Origin of the sequence: Aquiflexum balticum DSM 16537 (assembly GCF_900176595.1) — a bacterium.
Taxonomy (GTDB): domain Bacteria; phylum Bacteroidota; class Bacteroidia; order Cytophagales; family Cyclobacteriaceae; genus Aquiflexum; species Aquiflexum balticum.
Genome location: NZ_LT838813.1, coordinates 4,258,895 through 4,282,411, shown reverse-complemented (window position 1 = coordinate 4,282,411; position 23,517 = coordinate 4,258,895). Strand labels below are relative to the sequence as shown.

Annotated in this window: 21 protein-coding genes and 1 tRNA gene; 7 read left to right on the top strand and 15 right to left on the bottom strand. The window is 37.7% G+C overall.

All coding sequences use genetic code 11. The features are described from left to right. Positions 1-438 precede the first annotated feature (438 nt). Both B9A52_RS18095 and B9A52_RS18090 read right to left on the bottom strand, forming a co-directional pair. Positions 439-2,691 (bottom strand): DUF349 domain-containing protein, encoded by a 2,253-nt coding sequence (locus B9A52_RS18095; protein ID WP_231955308.1) that lies wholly within the window; start codon positions 2,689-2,691, stop codon positions 439-441. Between the two features lie 54 nt (positions 2,692-2,745). Next, positions 2,746-3,315 (bottom strand): YqgE/AlgH family protein, encoded by a 570-nt coding sequence (locus B9A52_RS18090; protein ID WP_084121791.1) that lies wholly within the window; start codon positions 3,313-3,315, stop codon positions 2,746-2,748. Between the two features lie 91 nt (positions 3,316-3,406). On the opposite strand from B9A52_RS18090, the gene pdxH reads away from it, so the two are divergent. Further along, on the top strand, positions 3,407-4,042 hold the full coding sequence (pdxH, locus tag B9A52_RS18085) for a pyridoxamine 5'-phosphate oxidase (RefSeq protein ID WP_084121790.1): 636 nt from the start codon (positions 3,407-3,409) through the stop codon (positions 4,040-4,042). 2 nt (positions 4,043-4,044) lie between these two features. Here pdxH and bshB1 read toward each other — a convergent pair whose 3' ends face one another. From bshB1 to B9A52_RS18045, 8 genes are all read right to left on the bottom strand, one after another. Further along, a complete protein-coding gene (gene bshB1, locus B9A52_RS18080; RefSeq protein WP_084121789.1) occupies positions 4,045-4,761 on the bottom strand; it encodes a bacillithiol biosynthesis deacetylase BshB1 in 717 nt (238 codons plus the stop codon). A gap of 32 nt (positions 4,762-4,793) precedes the next feature. After that, complete coding sequence (locus B9A52_RS18075; RefSeq protein WP_084121788.1) at positions 4,794-5,831, bottom strand: M23 family metallopeptidase; 1,038 nt, start codon at positions 5,829-5,831, stop codon at positions 4,794-4,796. Positions 5,832-5,846: 15 nt separating this feature from the next. Then, positions 5,847-6,785, bottom strand: a complete 939-nt coding sequence (gene trxB / locus B9A52_RS18070) for a thioredoxin-disulfide reductase (RefSeq protein ID WP_084121787.1) — start codon at positions 6,783-6,785, stop codon at positions 5,847-5,849. A gap of 195 nt (positions 6,786-6,980) precedes the next feature. Beyond that, positions 6,981-7,844: a sigma-70 family RNA polymerase sigma factor gene (locus B9A52_RS18065; protein WP_084121786.1), complete on the bottom strand. Its 864-nt coding sequence runs from the start codon at positions 7,842-7,844 to the stop codon at positions 6,981-6,983. Between the two features lie 82 nt (positions 7,845-7,926). Then, entirely contained in the window at positions 7,927-10,068 is a 2,142-nt protein-coding gene (gene pnp / locus B9A52_RS18060; protein ID WP_084121785.1) for a polyribonucleotide nucleotidyltransferase, read from the bottom strand. A 108-nt stretch (positions 10,069-10,176) separates the two neighbouring features. Continuing rightward, the gene (gene rpsO, locus B9A52_RS18055; RefSeq protein ID WP_084121784.1) at positions 10,177-10,452 is read right to left on the bottom strand and encodes a 30S ribosomal protein S15; all 276 of its coding nucleotides are present in this window, start codon (positions 10,450-10,452) and stop codon (positions 10,177-10,179) included. Positions 10,453-10,500: 48 nt separating this feature from the next. Continuing rightward, a complete protein-coding gene (locus B9A52_RS18050; protein WP_084121783.1) occupies positions 10,501-12,384 on the bottom strand; it encodes an LptF/LptG family permease in 1,884 nt (627 codons plus the stop codon). A gap of 72 nt (positions 12,385-12,456) precedes the next feature. After that, positions 12,457-12,852 (bottom strand): START-like domain-containing protein, encoded by a 396-nt coding sequence (locus tag B9A52_RS18045; protein WP_084121782.1) that lies wholly within the window; start codon positions 12,850-12,852, stop codon positions 12,457-12,459. Positions 12,853-13,074: 222 nt separating this feature from the next. Between B9A52_RS18045 and B9A52_RS18040 the strand changes: the two genes are divergently transcribed. Together B9A52_RS18040 and B9A52_RS18035 are read left to right on the top strand one after the other, a co-directional pair. Then, positions 13,075-13,148, top strand: a tRNA-Met gene (locus tag B9A52_RS18040). Positions 13,149-13,298: 150 nt separating this feature from the next. Further along, on the top strand, positions 13,299-13,553 hold the full coding sequence (locus tag B9A52_RS18035) for a GIY-YIG nuclease family protein (protein WP_084121781.1): 255 nt from the start codon (positions 13,299-13,301) through the stop codon (positions 13,551-13,553). A 271-nt stretch (positions 13,554-13,824) separates the two neighbouring features. Here B9A52_RS18035 and rplT read toward each other — a convergent pair whose 3' ends face one another. The 5 genes from rplT to B9A52_RS18010 all read right to left on the bottom strand — a co-directional run bounded on the left by rplT (position 13,825) and on the right by B9A52_RS18010 (position 19,732). Further along, entirely contained in the window at positions 13,825-14,169 is a 345-nt protein-coding gene (gene rplT / locus B9A52_RS18030; RefSeq protein WP_010610422.1) for a 50S ribosomal protein L20, read from the bottom strand. 111 nt (positions 14,170-14,280) lie between these two features. After that, complete coding sequence (gene rpmI / locus B9A52_RS18025) at positions 14,281-14,478, bottom strand: 50S ribosomal protein L35 (protein ID WP_084121780.1); 198 nt, start codon at positions 14,476-14,478, stop codon at positions 14,281-14,283. A gap of 21 nt (positions 14,479-14,499) precedes the next feature. Then, positions 14,500-15,051, bottom strand: coding sequence for a translation initiation factor IF-3 (gene infC, locus B9A52_RS18020; protein ID WP_084121779.1), 552 nt, complete (start codon positions 15,049-15,051; stop codon positions 14,500-14,502). An 84-nt stretch (positions 15,052-15,135) separates the two neighbouring features. Beyond that, a complete protein-coding gene (gene thrS, locus B9A52_RS18015) occupies positions 15,136-17,085 on the bottom strand; it encodes a threonine--tRNA ligase (RefSeq protein WP_084121778.1) in 1,950 nt (649 codons plus the stop codon). Positions 17,086-17,251: 166 nt separating this feature from the next. Continuing rightward, positions 17,252-19,732 (bottom strand): DUF5686 and carboxypeptidase-like regulatory domain-containing protein, encoded by a 2,481-nt coding sequence (locus tag B9A52_RS18010; protein ID WP_084121777.1) that lies wholly within the window; start codon positions 19,730-19,732, stop codon positions 17,252-17,254. 159 nt (positions 19,733-19,891) lie between these two features. Between B9A52_RS18010 and lhgO the strand changes: the two genes are divergently transcribed. The 4 genes from lhgO (at position 19,892) to B9A52_RS17990 (ending at position 23,509) form a co-directional block, all read left to right on the top strand. Next, positions 19,892-21,091 carry an L-2-hydroxyglutarate oxidase gene (gene lhgO, locus B9A52_RS18005; RefSeq protein WP_084121776.1) on the top strand — a complete coding sequence of 400 codons (1,200 nt, stop codon included), beginning with the start codon at positions 19,892-19,894 and terminating at the stop codon, positions 21,089-21,091. A 498-nt stretch (positions 21,092-21,589) separates the two neighbouring features. Then, positions 21,590-22,486 (top strand): helix-turn-helix domain-containing protein, encoded by an 897-nt coding sequence (locus B9A52_RS18000; protein ID WP_084121775.1) that lies wholly within the window; start codon positions 21,590-21,592, stop codon positions 22,484-22,486. 104 nt (positions 22,487-22,590) lie between these two features. Beyond that, the gene (locus B9A52_RS17995) at positions 22,591-23,043 is read left to right on the top strand and encodes a nuclear transport factor 2 family protein (protein WP_084121774.1); all 453 of its coding nucleotides are present in this window, start codon (positions 22,591-22,593) and stop codon (positions 23,041-23,043) included. Positions 23,044-23,068: 25 nt separating this feature from the next. After that, positions 23,069-23,509 (top strand): nuclear transport factor 2 family protein, encoded by a 441-nt coding sequence (locus tag B9A52_RS17990; protein ID WP_084123584.1) that lies wholly within the window; start codon positions 23,069-23,071, stop codon positions 23,507-23,509. The last annotated feature ends 8 nt before the right edge of the window (positions 23,510-23,517 follow it).

Below are 23,517 nucleotides of genomic sequence, written 5' to 3'. Positions count from 1 at the left end.
TCTTTACTCTACCATCCCGATAACTATCGGGATAAGGAGGCTTTTAATATTTATTCTTTACTCTACCATCCCGATAACTATCGGGATAAGGAGGCTTTTAATATTTATTCTTTACTCTACCATCCCGATAACTATCGGGATAAGGAGGCTTTTAATATTTATTTTTTGTTCTACCATCCCGAAAACTATCGGGATAAGGAGGCTTTTAATATTTATTCTTTACTCTACCATCCCGATAACTATCGGGATAAGGAGGCTTTTAATCTTTATTCTTTTACTCTACCATCCCGATAACTATCGGGATAAGGAGGCATATTACTGTTACTTCGTTTTCTACGCCATCAAATCGTGGTGCAAATATATGTGGATAGATGAATGCTGCAAAAGGTTTTTAAAAAAAAATAAGGAGAAATGTTTATCTCCTTATTTATGAGAGGATTAAAATTCTCTGATTATAGTCAGTCTTTTTTTCAACTTCTCTACTTCCGTTTCAGCCTTTCGGATTTTTTCATCAAATTGGTCTTTAAGCTTATCCGCAGTCTTGGAGGCAGCGAAAAATTCCAAGTTGTTTTTCCAAAGCGTAATGTTATTCTCCAGGTCAGAAATCTGTTTTCTGATACCGTGTTCTTTTTTGTTCAAAACCCTGTTGCTATTCGGGTCAGCTTGAAGCTTATTCAGGTTCAGCTTGAATAAAAACTCCTCCTTATCTGTACCTTCAATTCCAAGTTTTTTCACGTAGGCATCAACGGCTTCGTTAAACTTGGCCAAAATCTCCTTCATGTTTTTTCTTGGTACAAATCCGACTGAATTAAATTCGGCTATAAAAGATTCAAGATCTGATTCAGTAGGACTCGCTGCTTTTGCACCTTCTAGGATTTTTTTACAAATCGCTTCTTTGATTTTAAGGTTCTCATCAAATTCTTTGTTAACCTGCTTGGTTGAATTCCTTCTGTTTTCAAAGAATGCATCACATGCGTTTTTAAACCTTTGGTACAATTCATCTCTGACTTTTTCAGGGGTAGGTCCAATTTTTTTCCATTCTTGTTGCAATGAAATCATTTGGCTGGCAGTTTGTTGCCAATCAGTACTTTCCTGGAGCGAGATGGCTTTTTCGATCAGTTCTTCAGCTTTTATTTTGTTGTTTAGCCTGATTTCATCTAGCTCTTTGAAGAAATGATTTTTGTTCTGAAAAAAGTTCTTGAAGAAACCCCAAAACTGTTTATTGATTTCTTTTCCGTTTTCTCTGGGCACAGCACCGATTGCCTCCCACTCTTTTTGAATGGCCAAAACCTCTTTGGTCTTGCTGTTCCATTCTTTGATTTTCGAACCTTTGAAATCTTTGAAAGTTTCCAACTTCTGAATAAGTAACACTTTTTTATCCAGGTTTTCCTTTAAAGTCCCTTTTTGGCTTTCATAAAACTCTTTCCTTCTTGAATAAACAGCATCTGAAGCTGTTTTAAATTTATTCCAAAGGTTTTCTTGTTCATCCCGAGGAACAGGACCTATATGCTTAAATTCTTCATGAAGATCATTTAAACTTTTAATAGCTTCTTTCAAATCGGGTACATTGAAAAGGGCCTCTGCCTTTTCACATATTTCAAGTTTGTGCTCAAGATTTTTCTTTCTGTCAAGTTCTTTAAGCTCAAAATATATACTTCTATTGTCATAGAAACGGTCCATCAGGGCATTGAAAGAAGCCCAAAGATTTCTGTTTTGGGATCCTGGAACTGGGCCAATAGACTTCCACTCATCCTGAATCTGTTTGATGGTATTGATGCTGTGGGTAGTTTCCTCGCCATCTACCAAATCTCTTAATCTGTCAAGAATCTGATTTTTGGCAAAAAGATTTTTTTCTTTTTTCTTTTCCTGTTCCCTAAAAAAATCTGACTTTCTGTCTCTAAGTTCATTTAGTGCTATAAATATTGCTTTGTCTTCATCCGAAGGTCTATATTCAAAATCATCGGCAACACCTCCATTTTTAACAAAATCATTTAAAGCATCTTCTTTTTCCTGATTGAAAATTTCGTCGAAATGATTTTTGATTTCATTGATCGAACCGTCGTCCTTTAAAAAGTCACCTGTAGATAATATCTCCTTTAATGATGACAAAAGTTGCTTCTTTGAAAAATTGGAATAATCGATATGATCTTCGATTTCATGTTCTAATTCAGAGTCGCTTTCATCGGAATCTGCAGATTTCTTGTCTACGGTTTCAATAGTAAGATCAGCACCCTTACTTTGAGTCTCAAGTTCATTTTCGTGTTTTGCACCTTCTACAGGAGATTCTACCTCAGTCTGTTCCGAGGATGATTCACTTGTTGGCTCAACTATTTCTTCAGCAGATTTGCTTTCAGGATTCTCTTGTTGATCTTTCCCGGAATTCTCAACTACTGTTTCCTGTTGAATTTCAACCGAACTTTCTACTTTTTCATTTTTAAGTTCTTCAACAATAGCCCTATCGGAGGTTATATCCCCATCAATTTCATCAACAGCAATATTTTCTTTTTCGCTATTGACTGTTTCGGAGGACCTTTCAATTATTGGTTCACTATTTTCCGGATTTACCGTTTGATCCGGCTCTTCAGAATTTGAAACTTTTTCACTTTTTACTTCATTACCTTCCGCCTTTTTTTTCAAATCTTCAGCATGGGTCACCTTGTCCTCTTCAGACATTTCTTTATCATTGTTCATAATCAAACTTGTACTTTTTTGGAGGCTGTTCCAAACAAAAGTAATAAAATTGCTTTAATTTAATCTTGGGTCAATCGGATAATTTGCCAGTAGCTGAAATTCTCCGCCCATATTTTTCAATATGTTTCTCCATATTTCTTCGGGAGAATCATAAAAAATACTTTTTGAATCAATTTTATCACATACTATCCAGGTATTGTCTTGTAATTCATGGGCCAACTGACCTTCCGACCATCCTGAATATCCAATAAAAAATCTTATATTTTCATTTGAAATTTCTTCATTCTTAAGTTTTAAAATCAATTCGTGAAATTCCCCGCCCCACCAGAGGTCATCTCCCAACTGAATACTTCCTGATACCATTTGATCTCCGAAATAAATAAAATGAAGGGTATTCTGTTCTACTGGCCCACCCACATAAACATCACTTTCCAAAAAATTCAATTCATCTACAAGTTCTGAAAGCTTTAAAATCGAAAGTTTGTTTAGAACAAGCCCAAAAGATCCATTTTCATTATTTTCGCATACCAAAATGACAGACCTTACAAAATTTTCATCCTGCAAAAAGGGTTCAGATATTAATAGATGTCCCGCCTTTGGTATGTCTTTAGAATTTAGATTCATAAAAAATGTGTTTAGAATATTGCGCTTAAGTTATATCTAAATTTCATAAATGCAATAAGAATGATAATTTTAAGCTTAAATTTCCTATGATATGAAAATCGCAGACCTTCGGATTGACTATACCTTAAAATCGCTGGATGAGACTGAGGTGGTTTTGTCCCCTATTGAGCAGTTTAAAATATGGATGGATGAGGCCATAAAAGCAAAAGTGATTGAGGTAAACGCTATGAATCTCTCTACTATAAGAGAGGATGGGATGCCCAATTCGCGTATAGTTCTTTTAAAAGGTGTTGATTCAGGTTTTGTTTTTTTCACCAATTATAAAAGCCAAAAAGGTGAAGAACTGGCCGAAAGACCCTATGCAGCTCTAACATTTTTTTGGCCTGAATTGGAACGTCAGGTAAGAGTAATCGGAAATGTTTCCAAGATTTCTTCCCAAGAATCAGATGAATATTTCTTTTCAAGACCATTTTCCAGTCAGATTGGAGCATGGGCATCTCCTCAGAGTAAGCCAATTCCCGATCGTTCTTTTTTGGAAAAAAATGAAGCAAGATTAAGGGATGAATTGACAAAAGAATCCATAAAAAGACCGGAAACCTGGGGCGGTTATCGATTGATTCCTATGGAAGTGGAATTTTGGCAGGGACGGCCAAGTCGACTTCATGACAGGATTTTGTATGCTAAAAAAGAAGATGAAAAATGGGAAATTGCAAGGTTGGCACCTTAAAATCATTTTAAATCAAACAAATCCCTAACTCCTATCATCTTTTCAACAGTAAAGCCTTCACCAAATTTCGAATTGATGCTATGTCCAAATTCTCTTGCCCTTGCTTCAATAAAATCCAGAAATTCAGCTGAGGATATAAAACTTTGAGGTTCTTTATTTTGAGGGTCATAAAATTGGGACTTAAATGCCTTTATACTCGCCAATTTCAGGTCCCAAAAATCAGTAATGTCAACTACAAAATCAGGTTTTATATAATTATTCTGGATGTAATGGTAAATAAATTTTGGTCTCCAAGGTTCTTGGGATTTGTTCTCATAAACGGTTTCAATTTTTCTTAAACCACTCATAAAACAGGCATGAGAAGCAACTGAAGCTCCTTTTCCATGGTCAGGATGCCTGTCGGAAACTGCATTGGCCAATACAATTTCAGGTTGATATTTTCGGATTATCTTAATTATTTCGATCTGATGGCTTTCGTCATCCTTAAAAAAAATGTCTTTGAAGCCAAGGTTTTCCCGAGCCGATAATCCTAAAATTTTACTTGAATTATTTGATTCCAAAATCCTCAGTTCTGGGGTTCCACGGGTTCCCATTTCTCCTTGGGTAAGATCAAGAATACCGACTTTATAGCCTTTTTGAATATGAGAAGCAATAGTACCCGAACAAGCCAATTCAGCATCATCGGGGTGTGCTGCAATCACTAAAATGTCTAATTTCATAAGACTTTAAGTTTAAAATTTTAAGGCAGATTTTATCTGATTCTCAGTCTCTGACCAACTCTCAATACTGAATTTGTTGAAATATTGTTAAGTCGGGTGATAGTACTGACCCGGACTCCGTACTTTCTTGCAATTATGCTGAGGTTTTCACCACTTCTTACCCTGTGGTATACAGACTCTTGCGCTTTGATCACATGGTCGAAACTGGATGACGTTATGTTGTAAAGCTGACTTTTTATTCTGCCCACGTTGAAATCAAATATTTCCGTAGGGTTTATAGATAATCCCTGATAACGAATTTCAAAGTGAAGATGTGATCCTGTACTTCTTCCTGTATTTCCACCAAGACCTATTATTTCACCTGATTTGACTTCCTGTCCAACCTCAACCAAAAATTTGGATAAATGACCATATAAAGTTTCCAGTCCATTTTTATGCCTTACCACAATATAATAACCATAACCATTTCTATCATAGGACCTAATTCTTACAATCCCATCAAAAACAGTATAAACATTCTGACCTGTTATTAATTTCAAATCTGTGCCATGGTGCCACCTATATCTCCTAAAGCCAAATTCTGAAGTAATTCGGGTTTCATCTAAAGGAAGTTTCCAATCGGTACCAAAAAATGGATCGAAAAGTTTTATCTGAACAGTGTCCTTGAAATCTTTGGGATTAAAATCATAAATATTGATTTTTTTGCTGTCCCAAGAAGAGTAATACTCAAAGGCCGTCACCCAAATGCTATCAATCAGAATTTGTTCTGAAACCTGTACAAGCTGATTGGTAGGTGCCCATACCAAAGAAAGAGTATCCTCAGCAACAATACTGAGTCTTCTGTTTATATTGACGTAATCTTTATATAAAAGGGAATCTGTTTCCCTGGATAAATTCTGAAGATATTTCCCAGAATCAAAAAGTCTCAGATCCCTCGAAAGTGGATTGATGTTGGTATTAGTCTGGGGTTTGGATTTTTTAATGATTTTTGGAAAATTTTGGGCATAGGTTGAATAATTACCTATACCCAAAATTAAGAAAACCAGTAGCCAAAGACTTTTTAACTTCATTATTTATGATTAGGACTATTCTCTAGAGGCCAAGTATCTTTCTGCATCCAAGGCCGCCATACAGCCAGTTCCCGCTGCTGTAACTGCCTGTCTGTAAATATGGTCCTGTGCATCACCACTTGCAAATACACCTTCCACATTAGTTCTTGTGCTTCCCGGAACAGTTTTAATATAACCTGTTTCGTCCATATCAATAATTCCCTTAAATATTCCAGTATTAGGTTCATGACCTATGGCAACAAAAAAGCCTGAAATACTTATTGCTCTGTTTTCATTCGTAATATTATTTTTTACAAGAACACCGGATACCTCTTCTTCCCCTAAAATTTCAACGGTCTCCGTATTCCACAAAATTTCAATTTTAGGATTGTTCATTACTCTCTTTTGCATAATCTGAGAAGCCCTCATTTCTCCTCTTCTGACGATCATGTAAACTTTGCTACAGATATTGGATAAATATGTAGCTTCTTCACACGCAGTATCTCCTGCACCCACAATAGCAACATCTTGTCCCCTAAAAAAGAATCCATCACAAACAGCACAAGCAGAAACACCTTTCCCATTCAACCTCTCCTCGCTTTCCAATCCCAACCATTTTGCTGAAGCTCCGGTTGAAATAATCACGGTATCTGCGTGAAGGGTATGCTGCTCATCGACGATTACTTTATGTGGTAGGCTATTAAAGTCCACCGAAGTAACCATGCCATAGCGAACCTGTGTTCCAAATCTTTCTGCTTGTTTTCGAAAATCCTCCATCATTTCAGGTCCCATGATGCCATCCGGATAACCGGGATAATTTTCCACATCCGTTGTTATGGTCAATTGCCCACCGGGTTGACCACCTGTATACAAAATGGGATTGAGCCCTGCCCTAGCAGCATAAATTGCAGCTGTGTAACCAGCCGGTCCTGATCCAATTATCAAGACTTTTGCTTTTTCAATGTCTGAAGTCATTTGGTTGTTTATTGAAGTTGGCAAATTTTGTGAAAATACCCTTCACAACAAAGTTAATGGGTGTTAAAATTCCCTAAACCAAGCCTAGTAAATGAGTTTCAGTAGGTTATTTTTGATTTAATGGATTGCGTCTTGAGGGAAACAAAAAAAGGGGAATTTTCCCCTTTTCTGATTTTATATTTACCAAAGGTTAAATCAACCCAGGTAAGGTTTTAAAGTTTTACTTCTAGAAGTATGTCTTAACCTCCTGATAGCCTTCTCTTTAATTTGTCTAACTCTTTCTCTGGTTAAGTTGAATTTTTCACCTATTTCCTCCAAGGTCATGGCATGCTCTCCATTAAGTCCGAAGTAAAGGGTGATAACATCAGCTTCTCTTTGAGTAAGTGTAGATAATGCTCTCTGAACTTCCTTTCTCAATGAATCTGTCATCAAACCATCGTCAGGTTTTTCATCGCCATCATTTTCCAGGACATCCAAAAGACTGTTTTCTTCTCCCTGTACGAATGGCGCGTCCATTGAGACATGTCGTCCTGAGATTTTCATGGTGTCTACAACTTCGCCCGCTGTGACTTCAAGTACTTCTGCTAGTTCCTCAGGTGAAGGTTCTCTTTCAAATTTCTGTTCAAGCTCACTGAAAGTTTTACTGATTTTGTTTAAAGATCCTACCCTGTTCAAAGGTAATCTAACAATTCTGGACTGTTCTGCTAAAGCCTGAAGAATTGATTGCCGAATCCACCATACCGCGTAAGATATGAATTTAAATCCCCTTGTTTCATCAAACCTCTGAGCGGCCTTTATGAGACCCAAGTTACCTTCATTGATCAGATCTCCCAAAGATAGACCTTGATTCTGATATTGCTTTGCCACGGATACAACAAAACGGAGATTGGCTTTTGTAAGTTTTTCTAAAGCAAGCTGATCTCCTTCACGGATTCTTTTTGCTAAAACTACTTCTTCATCAGCGGTAAGAAGATCGACCTTACCAATTTCCTGTAGATATTTATCAAGGGACTGGCTCTCTCTATTGGTGATCTGTTTGCTAATTTTTAGCTGCCTCATTCAAGAATATTTTTTATTATGACTCAATTATTAACAGAAGTAAGAATAAATAAAGTTCAAAGAATTGAATACTTCAAATTTCTTAATCTTTATTTTCAGATTTCGCCGGTTTTGGTATTAAAACTTTTCTCGACAACTTAAACTTACCGGTTTTTTTATCGACATCTATGAGTTTAACCTGAATTTCTTCTCCAGGTTCAAGAACACCTTCCATATTTTCCAATCTCTCCCATTTGATCTCTGAAATATGCAACAGACCATCTTTTCCTGGCATAAATTCTACAAACGCACCAAACGGCATGATGTTTTTAACTATCCCGGTGTAGGTCTCTCCTATTTCAGGTTGAGCGACAATCGCTTTGATTCTGGAAATAGCAGCATTCATTGAATCTTGATTGTTAGAGAATATGTTGATTTTACCCATATTATCTTTCTCCTCAATAATTATGGTAGCTCCGGTGTCTTTCTGGATTTCCTGTATTACTTTTCCACCTGGACCAATTACTGCTCCGATCAATTCCTTAGGAATACCCATGGTAAAGGATCTTGGAGTATGTGGCTTAAGATCAGGCTTCGGTGCAGAAAGGGTTTTCTTGATTTCCTCCATAATATGAAGTCTACCTGCTCTTGCCTGATAAAGTGCCTCTTTCAACACACTGTAATCCAAACCTTCCACTTTGAGGTCCATTTGACAGGCAGTGATGCCTTTCTCAGTTCCGGTTACTTTAAAATCCATATCTCCCAAATGATCCTCATCTCCAAGGATATCTGAAAGAATGGAATAATTCCCGGTTTTTGAGTCAGAAATCATTCCCATCGCAATACCTGTCACAGGAGCCTTTATCTGAATACCGGCATCCATCAAGGCAAGAGACCCTGCGCAAACTGTCGCCATTGAAGATGACCCGTTTGACTCCAAAATATCAGAAACAATTCTAATAGTATATGGATTGTCGTCTCCAGTTGGAAGTACTTTTTTCAAAGCACGCATGGCAAGATTTCCATGTCCTACTTCCCGTCTTCCGGGACCTCTGTTTACTTTAACCTCACCGGTTGAAAAACCAGGAAAGTTATAGTGAAGGAAGAACTTGTTGAATCCTGAAATCATTGCACCATCAACCATCTGTTCATCCATTTTTGTACCCAAAGTACAAGTAGTAATGGACTGAGTCTCACCTCGGGTGAAAATTGCCGAACCATGAGCAGAAGGTAAATAATCTACTACAGACCATATTGGTCTTACCTCATCGAGTTTCCTGCCATCAAGTCTCTTCTTTTCATTTAGAGTCAGATTTCTTGCTGCTTCTTTGTGGATTTTTGAAAAATAAGGTCCAATAAGGCTTGCCTCAAAACCATGCTCTTCGCCCAAACTTTCAATAAAACCCTCTTTGATAGCTTTGATCAATTCGGATCTTTCTGATTTATTTGGAATTTGTCGGGCTACTACTTCATAGCATTTGTCATAAAGCTCTCCGTACATTTTCTCGTATAATGCAGGATCGGTTTTTTCGTGGTTATATTCCCTTTTGACCTCTTTTCCAACCGCAATTGAAAGCTCTTTTTGAACCTTACAATGTTTCTTGATCTCTTCATGGGCAAATTGGAGCGCCTCAACCATCTCGTCTTCCGAAATTTCATTGGCTTCACCTTCAACCATCAGAATGTATTCTTCCGAACCAGCAACGATAAACTCCATAGAAGCGGTTTCAAGCTGTTTTGGAGTAGGATTTATCATTAAATTCCCATCTATTTTGCCTACTCTTACTTCAGAAATAGGTCCATTAAATGGTATATCTGAAACAGCCAATGCTGCTGAAGCTGCCAATCCGGCAAGACAATCAGGTAATACATCCTCATCAGCAGACATTAATGTAATGGCTATATTGGTATCCGCATGATAATCATCCGGAAAAATCGGTCTGATAGCTCTATCAACTATCCGACTGATCAAAATTTCATAATCAGAAAGCCTTCCTTCTCTTTTTAAAAATCCTCCCGGAATTTTGCCGGAAGCTGCAAATTTTTCTTGGTAATCTACAGACATAGGAAGGAAGTCAACTCCTTCCCCTGCTTCTTTTTTTGAAACAACAGTGGCAAGCAACATTGCTTTGCCCATTTTAACAACTACTGCCCCATCGGCCTGCTTTGCCAATGCGCCAGTTTCAATAATGATTTCCCTACCATCCTCGAGAATGATAGATTTTGAAATTACGTTAGGTAACATAAATGTTTGTTATGAGTAATAAGGTAAATAAAGATGTAAAAGTAAGGCTTAATATCAGGGGAAATAAAAAAGTAAGGTTCTCCCATCGAGAACCTTACATTAAAATGATTATTTTCTAATTCCTAAGTCGGTTAGTATTGCTCTGTATCTTTCGATATCGTTTTTGACCAGGTAATTAAGAAGTCTCCTTCTTTTACCGACTAATTTAAGTAGACCCAATCTTGAAGAGTGGTCTTTTTTGTTTGTCTTCAAATGGTCAGTTAAGTGCTGAATTCTATAAGTGAACAACGCTATTTGGGATTCCGGTGAACCTGTATCGTTATCAGCTTTTAACCTGCCATGATTTTTGAACAACTCTGATTTTTTCTCTGTAGTTAAATACATGCCTAGTTAATTATTATTTTTTTTAAAACAGCTACAAAGGTATAGCTATTATTTTGAATTTAAAAATCTGGCCTGAAATTTAGAATTAAATCTATTGTACCAATTTTTGATCTTTTGAAACAATTCAACATAGGTTTCGGGCTCAAATAATCTGGCATCTTTTCTGGCTTGTTTCAGGAAGAAAAATCCAATTGGTAGCAGGACGAGGTTGGAAAACCAGGTTCCAAACATAGGGTCGGCAATACCCTCTTTGGCCCACTTCTCTCCGGTAATGGTCAACATGTAGTAAATGATGAAAAATATGATGGACATCAAAACGGGCATACCTAAACCTCCTTTTTTGATTATGGCTCCCAAGGGAGCACCAATCAAAAACAGCACTATACAGGCGAATGCAGTGGTGTATTTTTGGTAAATGGCGATTTGGTACCTCCTGAATTCTCTTTGATAGGTATCTATTTGGGTAAGTTTGGTATTGAAATTGTTTTTTAGGGTTCTTGCATTACTTAAAGCTATAGATGCAGCCCTCGATTCGTAATTCCCGTTTTGGATGATTGAGTCTATCCAAACTTTTTTCTCCGGAGTGAATTCAGATTTTCCTTGAAACCCTGAGAAAGCTTGCTTTTGGATCAAATCAACTTTTGGTTCTGAAGATTTCTTAAGGGTGTCTGACTTTCTTGAAATCAGTAAAGAGTCAAGGGATTTAATTGCTGAGATTTTATTTTTGTTTATCAAATTGCCTGTAGTCGATTCTTTAGAGGCCTTTGGACTATTAATTTCTCCCTTATTTACAGTGGCTTGAGTTATTTGATTCAGACTATCGGACCCTTGAATGATCAATTCTTCGTCTGTTACATTCATGGAATCTGAATTGTCGGAAACCTGAAGGTCTGCAATAGTATCTGTAGCAATATCTGTTTCAACGGAATCTTTCATTTCCGCTTTGATTTTTTGAATTGATTTGATGTTTTTTATTGAATCATCACGTTGCTTTCTTTCCGCAATATCAATCGGGGGAACTATTTTCCGGTTTCTGGAAAAATAAGGAAAAGATGATTCAGTGTTCAGGTAATTGTAATAAATTATTTGATTGATTTCTGTGTTTAAGGAATCCAATCCTGACCTGAGCTGTGCAATATTTTTGATTGATCGGTTTGTTGACCACAGATCCTCAGGCGTTCTGTTCAATTGAAATGATTCCAGATTAAAAATAATCTGGTTTTCAGAAAAACTTGTCCGACTAAAATCCACAGGTTTTTCGGTTATTCCTCTTTGTCCTCTCGATTCCTTATAACTTGTTCCATTATAAAGAGTCATACTCATATAACTATCGTTGAAAAATGGTTCCATTCTTCCTGAATCAGCAAGAATGATATTTGTATTTCCCTGCCCTTCCTCATGATTATAAATAATGATATCCTTCAACCTGACTTCATCCAACTTTTGGTTCACTTTGATACTGTAATTTGGTATTCCACTATAAAACACGCCTTCCTTAATGTCCAAGGCGGGAGATTTCATCCGGATATCGTAGAGAAGACTAAAAGTTTTCAAATTTACCTTTGGCACTAGGTAGTTGTTGGATAAAAAAGCAAGGATACTCAAAAAAACCACAAAAATCCCAATTGGTCTCAGTGCACGAATCAAGGAAATTCCAGCGCTTTTCAATGCTGTCAATTCAAAATGTTCGCCTAGGTTTCCAAATGCCATCAGAGCAGAAAGTAATACAGCCAAAGGCAAAGCCATTGGAGAAATGCTGATGACGAAATAAGAGATCAACTCCATGTAAATCCAAAAATCCAATCCTTTACCGAAAATCTCATCGAAATATTTCAGCATATTTACCGTGAGCAGAATAAAATCCACTACTACAAAAGTTAAAAAGAAAGGACCAAGAAATGACCCTAAAATCAGTTTATCTATTTTCTTCATTTAAATTAACCCTGCAAGCCATATTAACGGCAAAGGTTGTGAAAATTTTCAAATATTATGGTTTTTTGAAAATCAACCTCCAATGATTTCTTTTAAATTGTGTATCAGGCTTTCCCAAATAGATTCCAACTCATCATCATCGTAAGAATCACTGTAATCAATGACTTTCATAAACATAGTTTGCGTCAGTTCATTTTCTTCTAATTTAAACTCTATATAAGAGTGGTCTGTTTCATCAGGATTATTTGGATCAAAGAAATCAAATTTGACATGAATGTTTGTTCTTAGGGCCACGATTCTGGCATAGTGGTCCTCACCATCAAAATGAAAGATGTAAGTTTTATCCTCATTGATAGAAACATCATCGGCAAACCATTCAGCCAATCCACTGGCCGTACTCAAATAAGGAAATAATACTTTCCTGGAAGTATTGATTTGATAATCAGCAACAAATTTATTTTTTACCATTTTCTCAGAATTTTAGTTTTTAAAAATTCACTTTTTTGCAGGCGTTTGCTTGCAATTATATACATAAGACCTCATATTTGCAGTCCGAATTGGCGAGGTAACTCAGATGGTTAGAGCGCAGGATTCATATCCGCCGCGGCGGACAGCAGTTCAACTCTGCAATACCATTTTGACGTTAAAGATGTCAAAATAATTGGGATTCTCCCCATAAGATTAATACCTGGCGAGGTAGCTCAGATGGTTAGAGCGCAGGATTCATAACCCTGAGGTCAGGGGTTCAACTCCCCTCCTCGCTACATAAAGCTTCTCAAATTTGGGAAGCTTTTCTCCATTAATAGGGCCATGAAGCAGGATTCATATCCGCCGCGGCGGACAGCAGTTCGATCCTACTCCTCGCTACACTCAAGCCCCACTTTTGGGGCTTTTCTTTTTTTAATTATAATTCAATGTTCTGTGTTTACGTACTATATTCATTTTCGGCCAAAAGGCTTTATACCGGAATGACCTCAGACCTCATTACCAGGTTTAAATTCCATAATGAGAAATCAACTAAAGGACATACCATCCGATACAGACCTTGGTATTGTATCCATGTAGAATTTTTTAGTACCAAATCTGAAGCCCTTCTAAGGGAAAAGGAACTGAAATCAGGTAAAGGAAGGGATTGGATTAAATCAAATATTATTCCCCAATACCTTTAGCACAGAATTCATATCCGCCGCGGCGGACAGGGTCCCGATAGCTATCGGGATCCCCTCCTCGCTACTTAAGCCCCACTTTTGGGGCTTTTTTTATTAAAAAACCAATCCTTTAAAATCTCTAAGAAAACTGGATTTTAAAGATTGGTTTTTTTGATTTATTGGACTTTTGTAATATAGTAAAAATTCATAAAATGACCTTGTAAATCCAAAAAATAGAAATAAAAAAAGCCCCAAAATTTGGGGCTTCTTAATAAGTTAAGTCAGTGCCTACTTACTTAACCTTTTCAACTACAGCTTTGAATGCCTCTGGGTGATTCATTGCCAAATCAGCAAGAACTTTTCTGTTCAATTCGATATCAGCTTTTTTCAACATACCCATAAACTGAGAATAAGAGATACCATATTGTCTGGCACCTGCATTGATACGCTGAATCCATAAAGCCCTGAATTCTCTTTTCTTGGCTTTTCTATCTCTATAAGCGTATTGTAAACCTTTTTCGTACTTGTTTTTTGCTACTGTCCAAACGTTCTTTCCTCTCCCGAAGTAGCCCTTTGTTGCTTTCAATACTTTTTTTCTTCTTGCTCTTGAAGCAACTGCATTTACTGATCTTGGCATAATGTTTAAATTTTTGACTCTAGGTGCTTTCAGTTTATGCTGAAAAGTCTTGTTAACCTAAGCGTCTGGTGAATAAATAACCTGAATTGATTTTGAAGAAATGAAAATAGATTAACCTATTCTCAACATTGCTTTTACTCTGCCTTCATCAGACTCGTGAACCATACCCATTTTAGTAAGATTTCTCTTTCTCTTGGTAGATTTCTTGGTCAGAATGTGGCTTTTGTAAGCATGCTTCCTTCTGATTTTGCCGGTTCCTGTTAGGGTAAACCGCTTTTTTGCACTTGATTTAGTTTTTACTTTAGGCATAACTGTATTTGTTTGTTGAAATTATTTCTTACTGGCTTTTGGTGTTAAGAAAAGAAACATTCTTTTCCCCTCCATTTTTGGAAGTTGTTCTACCTGTCCATATTCCTCCAACTCCTGCGCAAACTTCAACAGCAACATTTCTCCTCTTTCCTTGAAAACAATCGATCTACCTACAAAATGTACATAGGCTTTTACTTTTGCTCCTTCTTTAAGAAAGTTGATAGCATGCTTCAACTTGAAGTTGAAATCATGGTCGTCAGTGTTCGGACCAAACCTGATTTCTTTAAGAACAGTCTTAGATGCATTGGCTTTGATCTCCTTTTGCTTCTTTTTCTGTTCATATTTAAATTTTGCGTAGTCTATCACCTTACAAACAGGAGGACTGGCATTTGGGGAAATCTCAACGAGATCAAGTTCGTTTTCCTTTGCAATTTTTAAGGCTTCGGTCAAGGTCAAAACGGCATTTCCGCCATCTACAAAATCGCCTACTACCCTGACTTCTCTTGACCTGATTTTGTCGTTTACCTTATAAGGTTCTTCTTGTCTCTGTCTGAACGGTGTTCTTCCTTTCAAAATACTTATGGTTGTTTAATGAAATTGCCTGCAAATATCGGAATAAATTTGAGATATAAAAAAACTCGCTAATTAATACCGTATTTAATTGTGTAATGATTCTTCAATTATACCCTTGAAGTAAGCAGCAAAGCCTTCCGGAGTATAATTACCTAGGTCACCTTGACCATGCTTCCTTACAGAGATTAAGCCCTCCATTTGTTCTTTTTCGCCCACAATGAGCATAAAAGGGATTTTCTTAACTTCTGCATCTCTGATTTTTCTTCCGATCTTTTCATCCCGGTTGTCTATCGCCCCTATGATATCTGAATCCTCCAATGCACTTCTGATCTCCTCTGCATATGCAGTATATTTTTCAGAAATAGGCAGAATAATGATCTGGTCAGGAGACAGCCAAAGAGGAAAGTTTCCGGCACAATGCTCTATCAGAACAGCCACAAATCTTTCCAAAGAACCAAATGGCGCCCTGTGAATCATGACCGGCCGATGTTTTTGATTGTCGGAACCAATATATTCCAATTGGAATCTTTCGGGTAAATTATAATCTACCTGTATGGTACCCAATTGCCATTTTCTGCCCAAAGCATCTTTGACCATAAAATCCAGTTTTGGACCATAAAAAGCAGCCTCACCTAATTCGGTCACTGTATCAAGTCCCTTTTCGGCAGCCGCTTCGATGATTGCTGATTCAGCTTTGTTCCAAGCCTCATCAGTACCTATATATTTGTCCCTGTTATCGGGATCTCTTAATGAAATCTGGGCAGTATAATCCGAAAAGCCCAAAGCTTTGAATACATAAAGCACCAGATCAATAACTTTTATAAATTCCTCTTTTACCTGATCCGGCCTGCAAAATATATGGGCATCATCTTGCGTAAAACCTCGAACCCTGGTCAAACCATGCAATTCGCCGCTTTGTTCGTACCTGTAAACAGTTCCAAATTCAGCATATCTGATAGGCAGGTCTTTGTATGACCTGGGTTTATGCTTATAGATTTCGCAGTGATGGGGACAATTCATCGGTTTCAACAAAAACTCCTCACCTTCATTGGGCGTATGGATGGGCTGGAATGAATCCTTTCCGTATTTTTCATAATGCCCGGAAGTCTCATACAAAGCCTTATGCCCAATATGTGGGGTAACAACTTGCTGATAACCCGACTTGTCCTGTGCCTTTTTCATAAAATTGACAAGTCTCTCTCTTAGCAACGTACCCTTGGGTAGCCATAAAGGCAATCCCATGCCCACTTTTTCGGAAAAAGTAAACAATTCCAATTCCCTGCCCAATTTCCTATGATCTCTTTTCTTTGCCTCTTCAAGCATAAACAGGTATTCCTGCAATTCTTTGGCTTTTGGAAAAGTAATACCATAGATCCGGGTAAGCATTTTCCTTTTCTCATCCCCTCTCCAATAGGCACCGGCAATGTTCAAAAGCTTGGCTGCTTTGATAAAACCTGTATTGGGGATATGTGGTCCACGACAGAGATCAACGAAATTGCCCTGCTCATAAAAAGTGATGGAACCATCTTCCAAACCTTCCAAAAGGTCTAATTTATATTCATCCCCTTTTTCCTGGAAGTAAGCAATAGCATCGGACTTTGATACATCTTTTCTGATAAATTCGCTTTTTGTTTTGGCCAATTCCATCATTTTGGCTTCAATTTTTTCCAGTTCAGCACCTTCCAAAGGTTTGTCACCAAAATCAACGTCATAATAAAATCCGTTTTCAATCGGCGGGCCAATGCCGAATTTCACCCCGGGATAAAGTGATTCCAAGGCTTCTGCCATCAGGTGGGCAGAAGAATGCCAAAAAGTATTTTTCCCTTCAGGGTCATTCCAGGTCAATAACTGGACTTTTGAGTCCTGATGAATGGGTCTGTTTGCATCCCAAACTTCCCCGTTAACTTTTGCTGCAAGTACATTTCTGGCTAAACCCTCGCTGATACTAAGTGCAATCTGTAACCCTGAAACTCCTTTTTCATAATCCCTGACCGAACCGTCCGGCAGGGTGATTTTGATTTGTTGGTTGGACATTTAAAATTTTAACTATATGAAACATGACATCTTTACAAACAGATGCTTAATTAAGGTGCAAATATGCAAATTGATTGTGGGTTTTTCTTAGATAAAAGCAACAAACTCTATTATTTTTTTAAATATGAGGCATCTTGGGAAAACTTGAAAAACAATACCAAGTTTCTTAAAGAATTATCTGGGCACTTATTTTTACCCCAAATGAATTTGCTCCCGGATTATCCAAATAAGTGATCCTATGGAAGGCATCCACCCTAAAGAACTTAAAAATATTTTCAATCCCATATCCTAATTCAATATAGGGGGTACTTGCGTCGAGTCTTCCAAAAGCCGGTATGGGATTACCTGAACCATCCAAATCGGATGAATTCGACAAGTTTTTGTCGCTAACACTCCCCCACAAAACATTGGCATTCGCAACAGCCCTCCATTTGAGTTTCTTGATCAAAGGAATCTGATTGAGTCCAAATCCTTCAAAAGAATGGCGGTAACTTAAACTTGCAAATCTATCACTCGCAAATTCATTGAAGTTCATCAGGTTGAAAGCGACGGTTGTATAAAAAATAGTTTCGTTACCTATGTGGTTTTCAAGAAGCGGATAGGGTACTGTGCCCCTGACAAAACCCGATTTCAATTCATATCTTGATACCCCTATCAATCCTAGATTGAGTTTTTGATAGACACTTAGAGTATATTTTTGGTAATTGATATCGCCACCAAGGTTGTTGAGTCCTTGGGTAAACCTAAAATCAAAAACAGGCCACTTTACCGGACCCAATGACACCCTATAGTTGTCATTTATAATCTGTATTTCATCTTTGCCATATCGAACCCCAATATTTATTTGAGCAAGATCAAACCTGTTTTGGTAAACTCCTGTGTTTTCATTGAAATAATTGAATTCAAATAAAGGATCAAATTCCTTTCTGGTAAAACCTGCCGTAAAGTTTAATCCCCTAAATACCTCCCTTTGGGTGATGAGTCTGAAATATTTACTGTAATAGGGTTTGTTCAATGTCCCGAACCTTGATGCTGCAAGGAAAATACTGTTCAACTGAAGGTTTTCTATTTCCAATCCGACCTGATCGATTTCCTTTTGGGTATTTATCTGAATGGTTGTCCATCTTTTTCGGTCAAGAATTTTGGTACCTGAAATAAAATATTTCACTTGCTGATCTGCAAATCCATAAGCCAAATATCCTGTAAAGACATATTTGTTGCTGAATTTGAGATTGGTACGCAATCCGCCTCCCAATCTCAGCCCTTCAATGTCATTGTAATTAAAAAGTCCGGTCCAAGGACCGAAATCAACTTTGCCAACAGGCAGAAATCCTGTTCCCAAAAATTTGATCCCCTCTGAATAAAATCTGATTATTGGAATCCTGCTTAGGGTATCCACCATCTGTCGCGAAACAATTTCTTGATCACTTAAAGGTTCAGGTCTGACCTTTTGCCAAAATTCCTCTGTCCCTTGATCAAAATCTTCTTTCAATTCTATAGATTGGAAGTAAAAGCTTGTTGGTAAGGGGTTATTAATTTTGAAGTTTTCCTGGGAATTATAAAATTTTGCAAGCAAGCCAACTGTGTTTTCAGTTATTTTCGAGATTTTGATCAAAACTCTTGTTTTGGAAGGAAGCAATGGCCCCGCTTCAGTCTCTACCAATTCCTGCTGGATTTTTATCCTTTCTATAAAATTTAAGTTGGCAGACTTTGGAATTGTTAAATCTATTTGTTTGAGGGCATAATTTTCCTTTTTGATCCAAATAGTACCCGTAAACGCCAAATCCTGTTCCCGAAGTGGGTATACTTTGAGCATGTAACAATAGTCTTCCCCCACCATCAGAGAATCCATGAGATCATAATCATAAAAAGTCTTCCATCCGTCCGTAATGGGAGAAACAAATTCCTTCTCAACGATTGTCAACCAGTTTCTGTAGAAATTATATTCTTGAAAGGCAGAACCTGTAATTTGTGAAACAGTTGTCCCATCAGTAATACCTACTCCCGTCAATCTCGAGTTTTCGATAATTTCCTTTTTTAAAATGGGATCTGTTCTGAAATAAAACTTAGAATATGTTTCAGAAAAGAACATGGGAAGGATTTTTTTTCCTTCATCATTGGTCAACTGCTTGATGCTATCCATCACAGCAATAACTTTCTTAACTTGATTTCTTTCCTTAAAAGCACCCTCTACTTCATCTAAGTCAAGTTCTATTTTGGTATAATTATCAGATTCGTAGGCGGTTAAGTTTCTTTTATCAAATTTTTCTTTTGACGCTACCGCTTTTCTGATAATGGCAAAAGCCGGGTTTTCACCTGATTCAAAGACAAACTCCGAAAGGTTGAAAGTCGAGGGAATCAATTGAAAGTTAATTACCGGAGAAGGAGTTGTAGGAATTTTTTTAGTCTGTGAAACATAACCCAAATAACTCACTTGGATACTATCTGCTTTAGTAGTAGAATTTAAAACATAATTCCCTTCAAAATCCGTGGTTGTACCCAAAGTGGAACCTTTCAAAATTACGCTTGCAAATGGAATCGGATCCCCCGTTTCGGAATCAGTTACCTTTCCAATAATACTTAATTGTGCAAAGGAAATTGTCAGAAAACAAAAAAATGAAATCAGGAATAAAAATATGCTCTTCATATAGGTTTATAGGTATGGCTGAAACACTTTTATCCTGGCAAAAAGTTCTAAACCAATTTCTTTTTTAAAATGGGTAAGAATTTGTTTTGATTAAGAGGCTAAAATTAACCTGTTCAAAAAATAAATCCATCCTTATATTTGTCTGCAATTATATAGCAAATGCAATACGACATTATTATCATCGGAGGCGGAATAGTCGGACTGGCTACAGGTCTCAAAATCATACAGCAAAAACCTAACTTAAAAGTAGTGATTCTGGAAAAAGAACCTGAGGTGGCCAAGCATCAAACGGGCAATAATTCGGGGGTAATCCATTCCGGCTTGTACTACAAACCCGGTTCCTTGAAAGCAACCAATTGCATCAGAGGCTATCATGAACTCATTAAATTCTGTGAAGAAGAAAGTATTCCCTTTGAACTGACTGGAAAGGTGGTGGTAGCCACCAAAAATGAGCAGATTTCAATATTGAATGGATTACTGGAAAGAGGATTGCAAAATGGATTGGCAGGAACAAGGGCCATTACTTTGGATGAATTGAAGGAATATGAACCTTACTGCGCAGGCGTAGCTGCTATACATGTACCTCAGACAGGGATTGTAGATTACAAAGAGGTGGCCATTGCTTATGCCAAGAAATTCGAATCTTTGGGAGGAGAAATTTTTCTAAACAATAAAGTTGATAAAATCATAACCGAATCGGGTGTTTCCCAGGTCCGCACTGCCTACCATGAATTTTCAGGCAAATTAGTGATCAATTGTGCCGGCTTGTATTCCGATAAAGTGGCCCAAATGAATCAGGAGGAATCCATTGATGTCAAAATCATTCCTTTCAGAGGCGAGTATTACAAAATAAAAAAGGAAAGAGAATACCTGGTCAAAAACCTGATCTACCCTGTTCCGGATCCTAATTTTCCATTTTTAGGGGTTCACTTCACCAGAATGATGAAAGGCGGCGTGGAAGCAGGGCCCAATGCTGTATTGGCTTTTAAAAGAGAAGGATATAAGCGTTCCCAAGTCAACCTAGCGGAACTGAGTGAGACCTTGGCTTGGCCCGGATTCCAAAAAGTAGCTGCCAAATATTGGAAAACCGGAATGGGCGAAATGTACCGTTCATTCTCCAAAACCGCCTTTACCAATGCCCTAAAGGAACTGATTCCCGATATTCAGGAATCGGATTTGGTAGAAGGAGGTGCGGGAGTCCGTGCCCAGGCTTGTGACCGAACCGGGGGACTTTTGGATGATTTCTGTATCCGGGAAAACGAATCTGCCATCAATGTCCTCAATGCCCCCTCCCCTGCTGCGACGAGTTCTTTGGCCATTGGGGGAACGGTAAGTGAGTTGGCTTTGAAGCGGTTTTGAGGGAGAGGTTGAGGCGAGATACGAGAAGCGAGAGATTAGAATTAAGAAACAGGAAGCAAGAAACAAAGCCTGTCCCAATGAATTTCGGGAAGCCAAAAGGCGACCGTGAAATTCTTTAAAACCTTTAAAAGGTTTTGTTGGGTGCCCAATAACCCAAGTTTCAACCATTCAGAAAAATATTGTTGATCCATAATGGTAATCATCCGGACTCAAGTCTCAAATCTCACGTCTAACGTCTTATATTTTATTTCAATTGTTTGATTTTTGTAATAATTGGTTTGAATCGCATTCAATCAAGAAAAAAACATGTGTTAATTTTGTCAGGTGAAATTTTCCTGAGGTTAACTCGTTTTCAATAAATATTAATCCCAATCCAAATTTCCGGACCCAAGCAACTCCATTCTAGGTGAAGATATCAATACTACCTTATATTTACTTCTGTTTGATTTACTCCGTCAATCATGAATTGAGAAAAAAGCGAACCCTTTGATTTAAATCATGGACAAACCAGAAAGTTTAGAAGAATTCTACAAAAGGAAATTCAATTGGCTACCTGAAAATATCCGGAATGATATAGGACATTTCAATATGTTTCAATTAGAGCCTTATTCTCATGGAAAACAGACGACTATCCCCTACCGCCGCAGGGATTTTTACAAAATCATGTTGGTCAAAGGAAATAGTTCGGTTTTTTATGCAGATCAGGTAATTGAAGTAAAAAAACAGGCACTATCTTTTTCAAATCCCATGATTCCATATAAATGGGAACACCATGAGGTGCTGAAGGGGCAATACTGCATTTTCAATCAGCATTTTATGAGTCATTTTGGAAATATCATGCTGTACGAAATTTTCCAACCTACAGGCAACCATGTTTTCGAGCTTTCAGATGAGCAGGTATTGGAAATCGAGACCCTTTTTCAAAAAATGGAGACGGATTTCAAATCTGATTATAAATACAAGTACGACAGTATCCGCAACCACATTTTTGAGTTGATTCATTATGGACTCAAGTTACAGCCCAATACGCTGAACGACAGGCAACCTTTCAATGCTTCACACCGGATTACTGCCATGTTTACCGAACTTTTGGAACGGCAATTTCCGGTTGAGGACAACCATCCCAAAATAGAACTCAGGTCAGCTTCTGATTTTGCAGAACACCTCAATGTTCATGTCAACCACCTTAACCGCGCAGTAAAAGAAGTGACCGGAAAGACCACTTCCCAAATTATTGCCGATCGCTTGGTGCAGGAATCTAAGGTACTCCTTAAGCACAGCAAATGGAATGTGGGGGAAATTGCGTTTGCATTGGGTTTTACGGAAGTGACGCACTTCAATAATTTCTTTAAAAAACATGTAGATACCAGTCCGCTTAAATTTAGGGAGGTCTAGCTGAAACTTTAAGTCCAAGAAGACAGGCTTGAAAGGTTTATGAAATAAAAAGAGCTTTATGTATTATAGAACTTGATAATCGAGAAAATTTAAATATAAAAACTATGAAAAATGTATTGTTTGGATTGACCTTATTTATCCTGACAGCCACTTGGTCTTATGCACAGAAGTCCACAATAGAAAAAGAAATCATCCAACTTTCCATGGATAAATGGCAATGGATGGCTGACAAGGATATTGAAAAACTCACTCCCCTCTTCCACCCAAATGCCAAATTCGTCCACATGAGCGGAACATGGACAACAGCAAGGGAACTCGAAATCATTGAAACGGGAAGTATTTGGTACAAGAAAGCGGACGTAAAAGATACAGCCGTTGAGATCGTCGGAAACACGGCTGTCGTTTGGAACCGAATCACATTAACTGCCGAGGTAAGAGGCAATGATGTTGTAACCGAATTTACCGTAACTGAAGTCTACCAAAAAGAAGGCTCAGACTGGAAAATGCTGGCTTTGACCTTCAGCAGTGTCCGGGACACTCATGAAATTCAAAAATAAAGTAAGGGGAAGTTTAAAAAAAACAATGAAAAGGACACTAATTGGATTAATCGCATTCTTGTTAACTTCGACGCTGAGCATAGCGCAACATGCTGAAGAACAGGAAATCACTCAACTTTCCAAAGACAAATGGAAATGGATGGCAGACAAAGATGCCGACAGATTAGCAGCGCTTTTTGATGAAAAATCAGTTTTTGTCCATATGGGAGGCACTTGGGGGAAAGACCGGGAGGTGGCCATCATACGCTCAGGTGGTATTCATTATAAAGATGCCAAAATCTATGAAACATCTGTGGAATTCATAGGCAATACTGCCATACTATTGAATAGAATTACCCTTACTGCTGTGGTGGGAGGAAATGAAGTAATTAATCCATTTATGGTCATGGAAGTCTACATCAAAAAAGAAGATGGTTGGAAAATGGGCGGCATGTCATTTACCAGGCTGACTAGACCCAATGAATAAAAAATAAT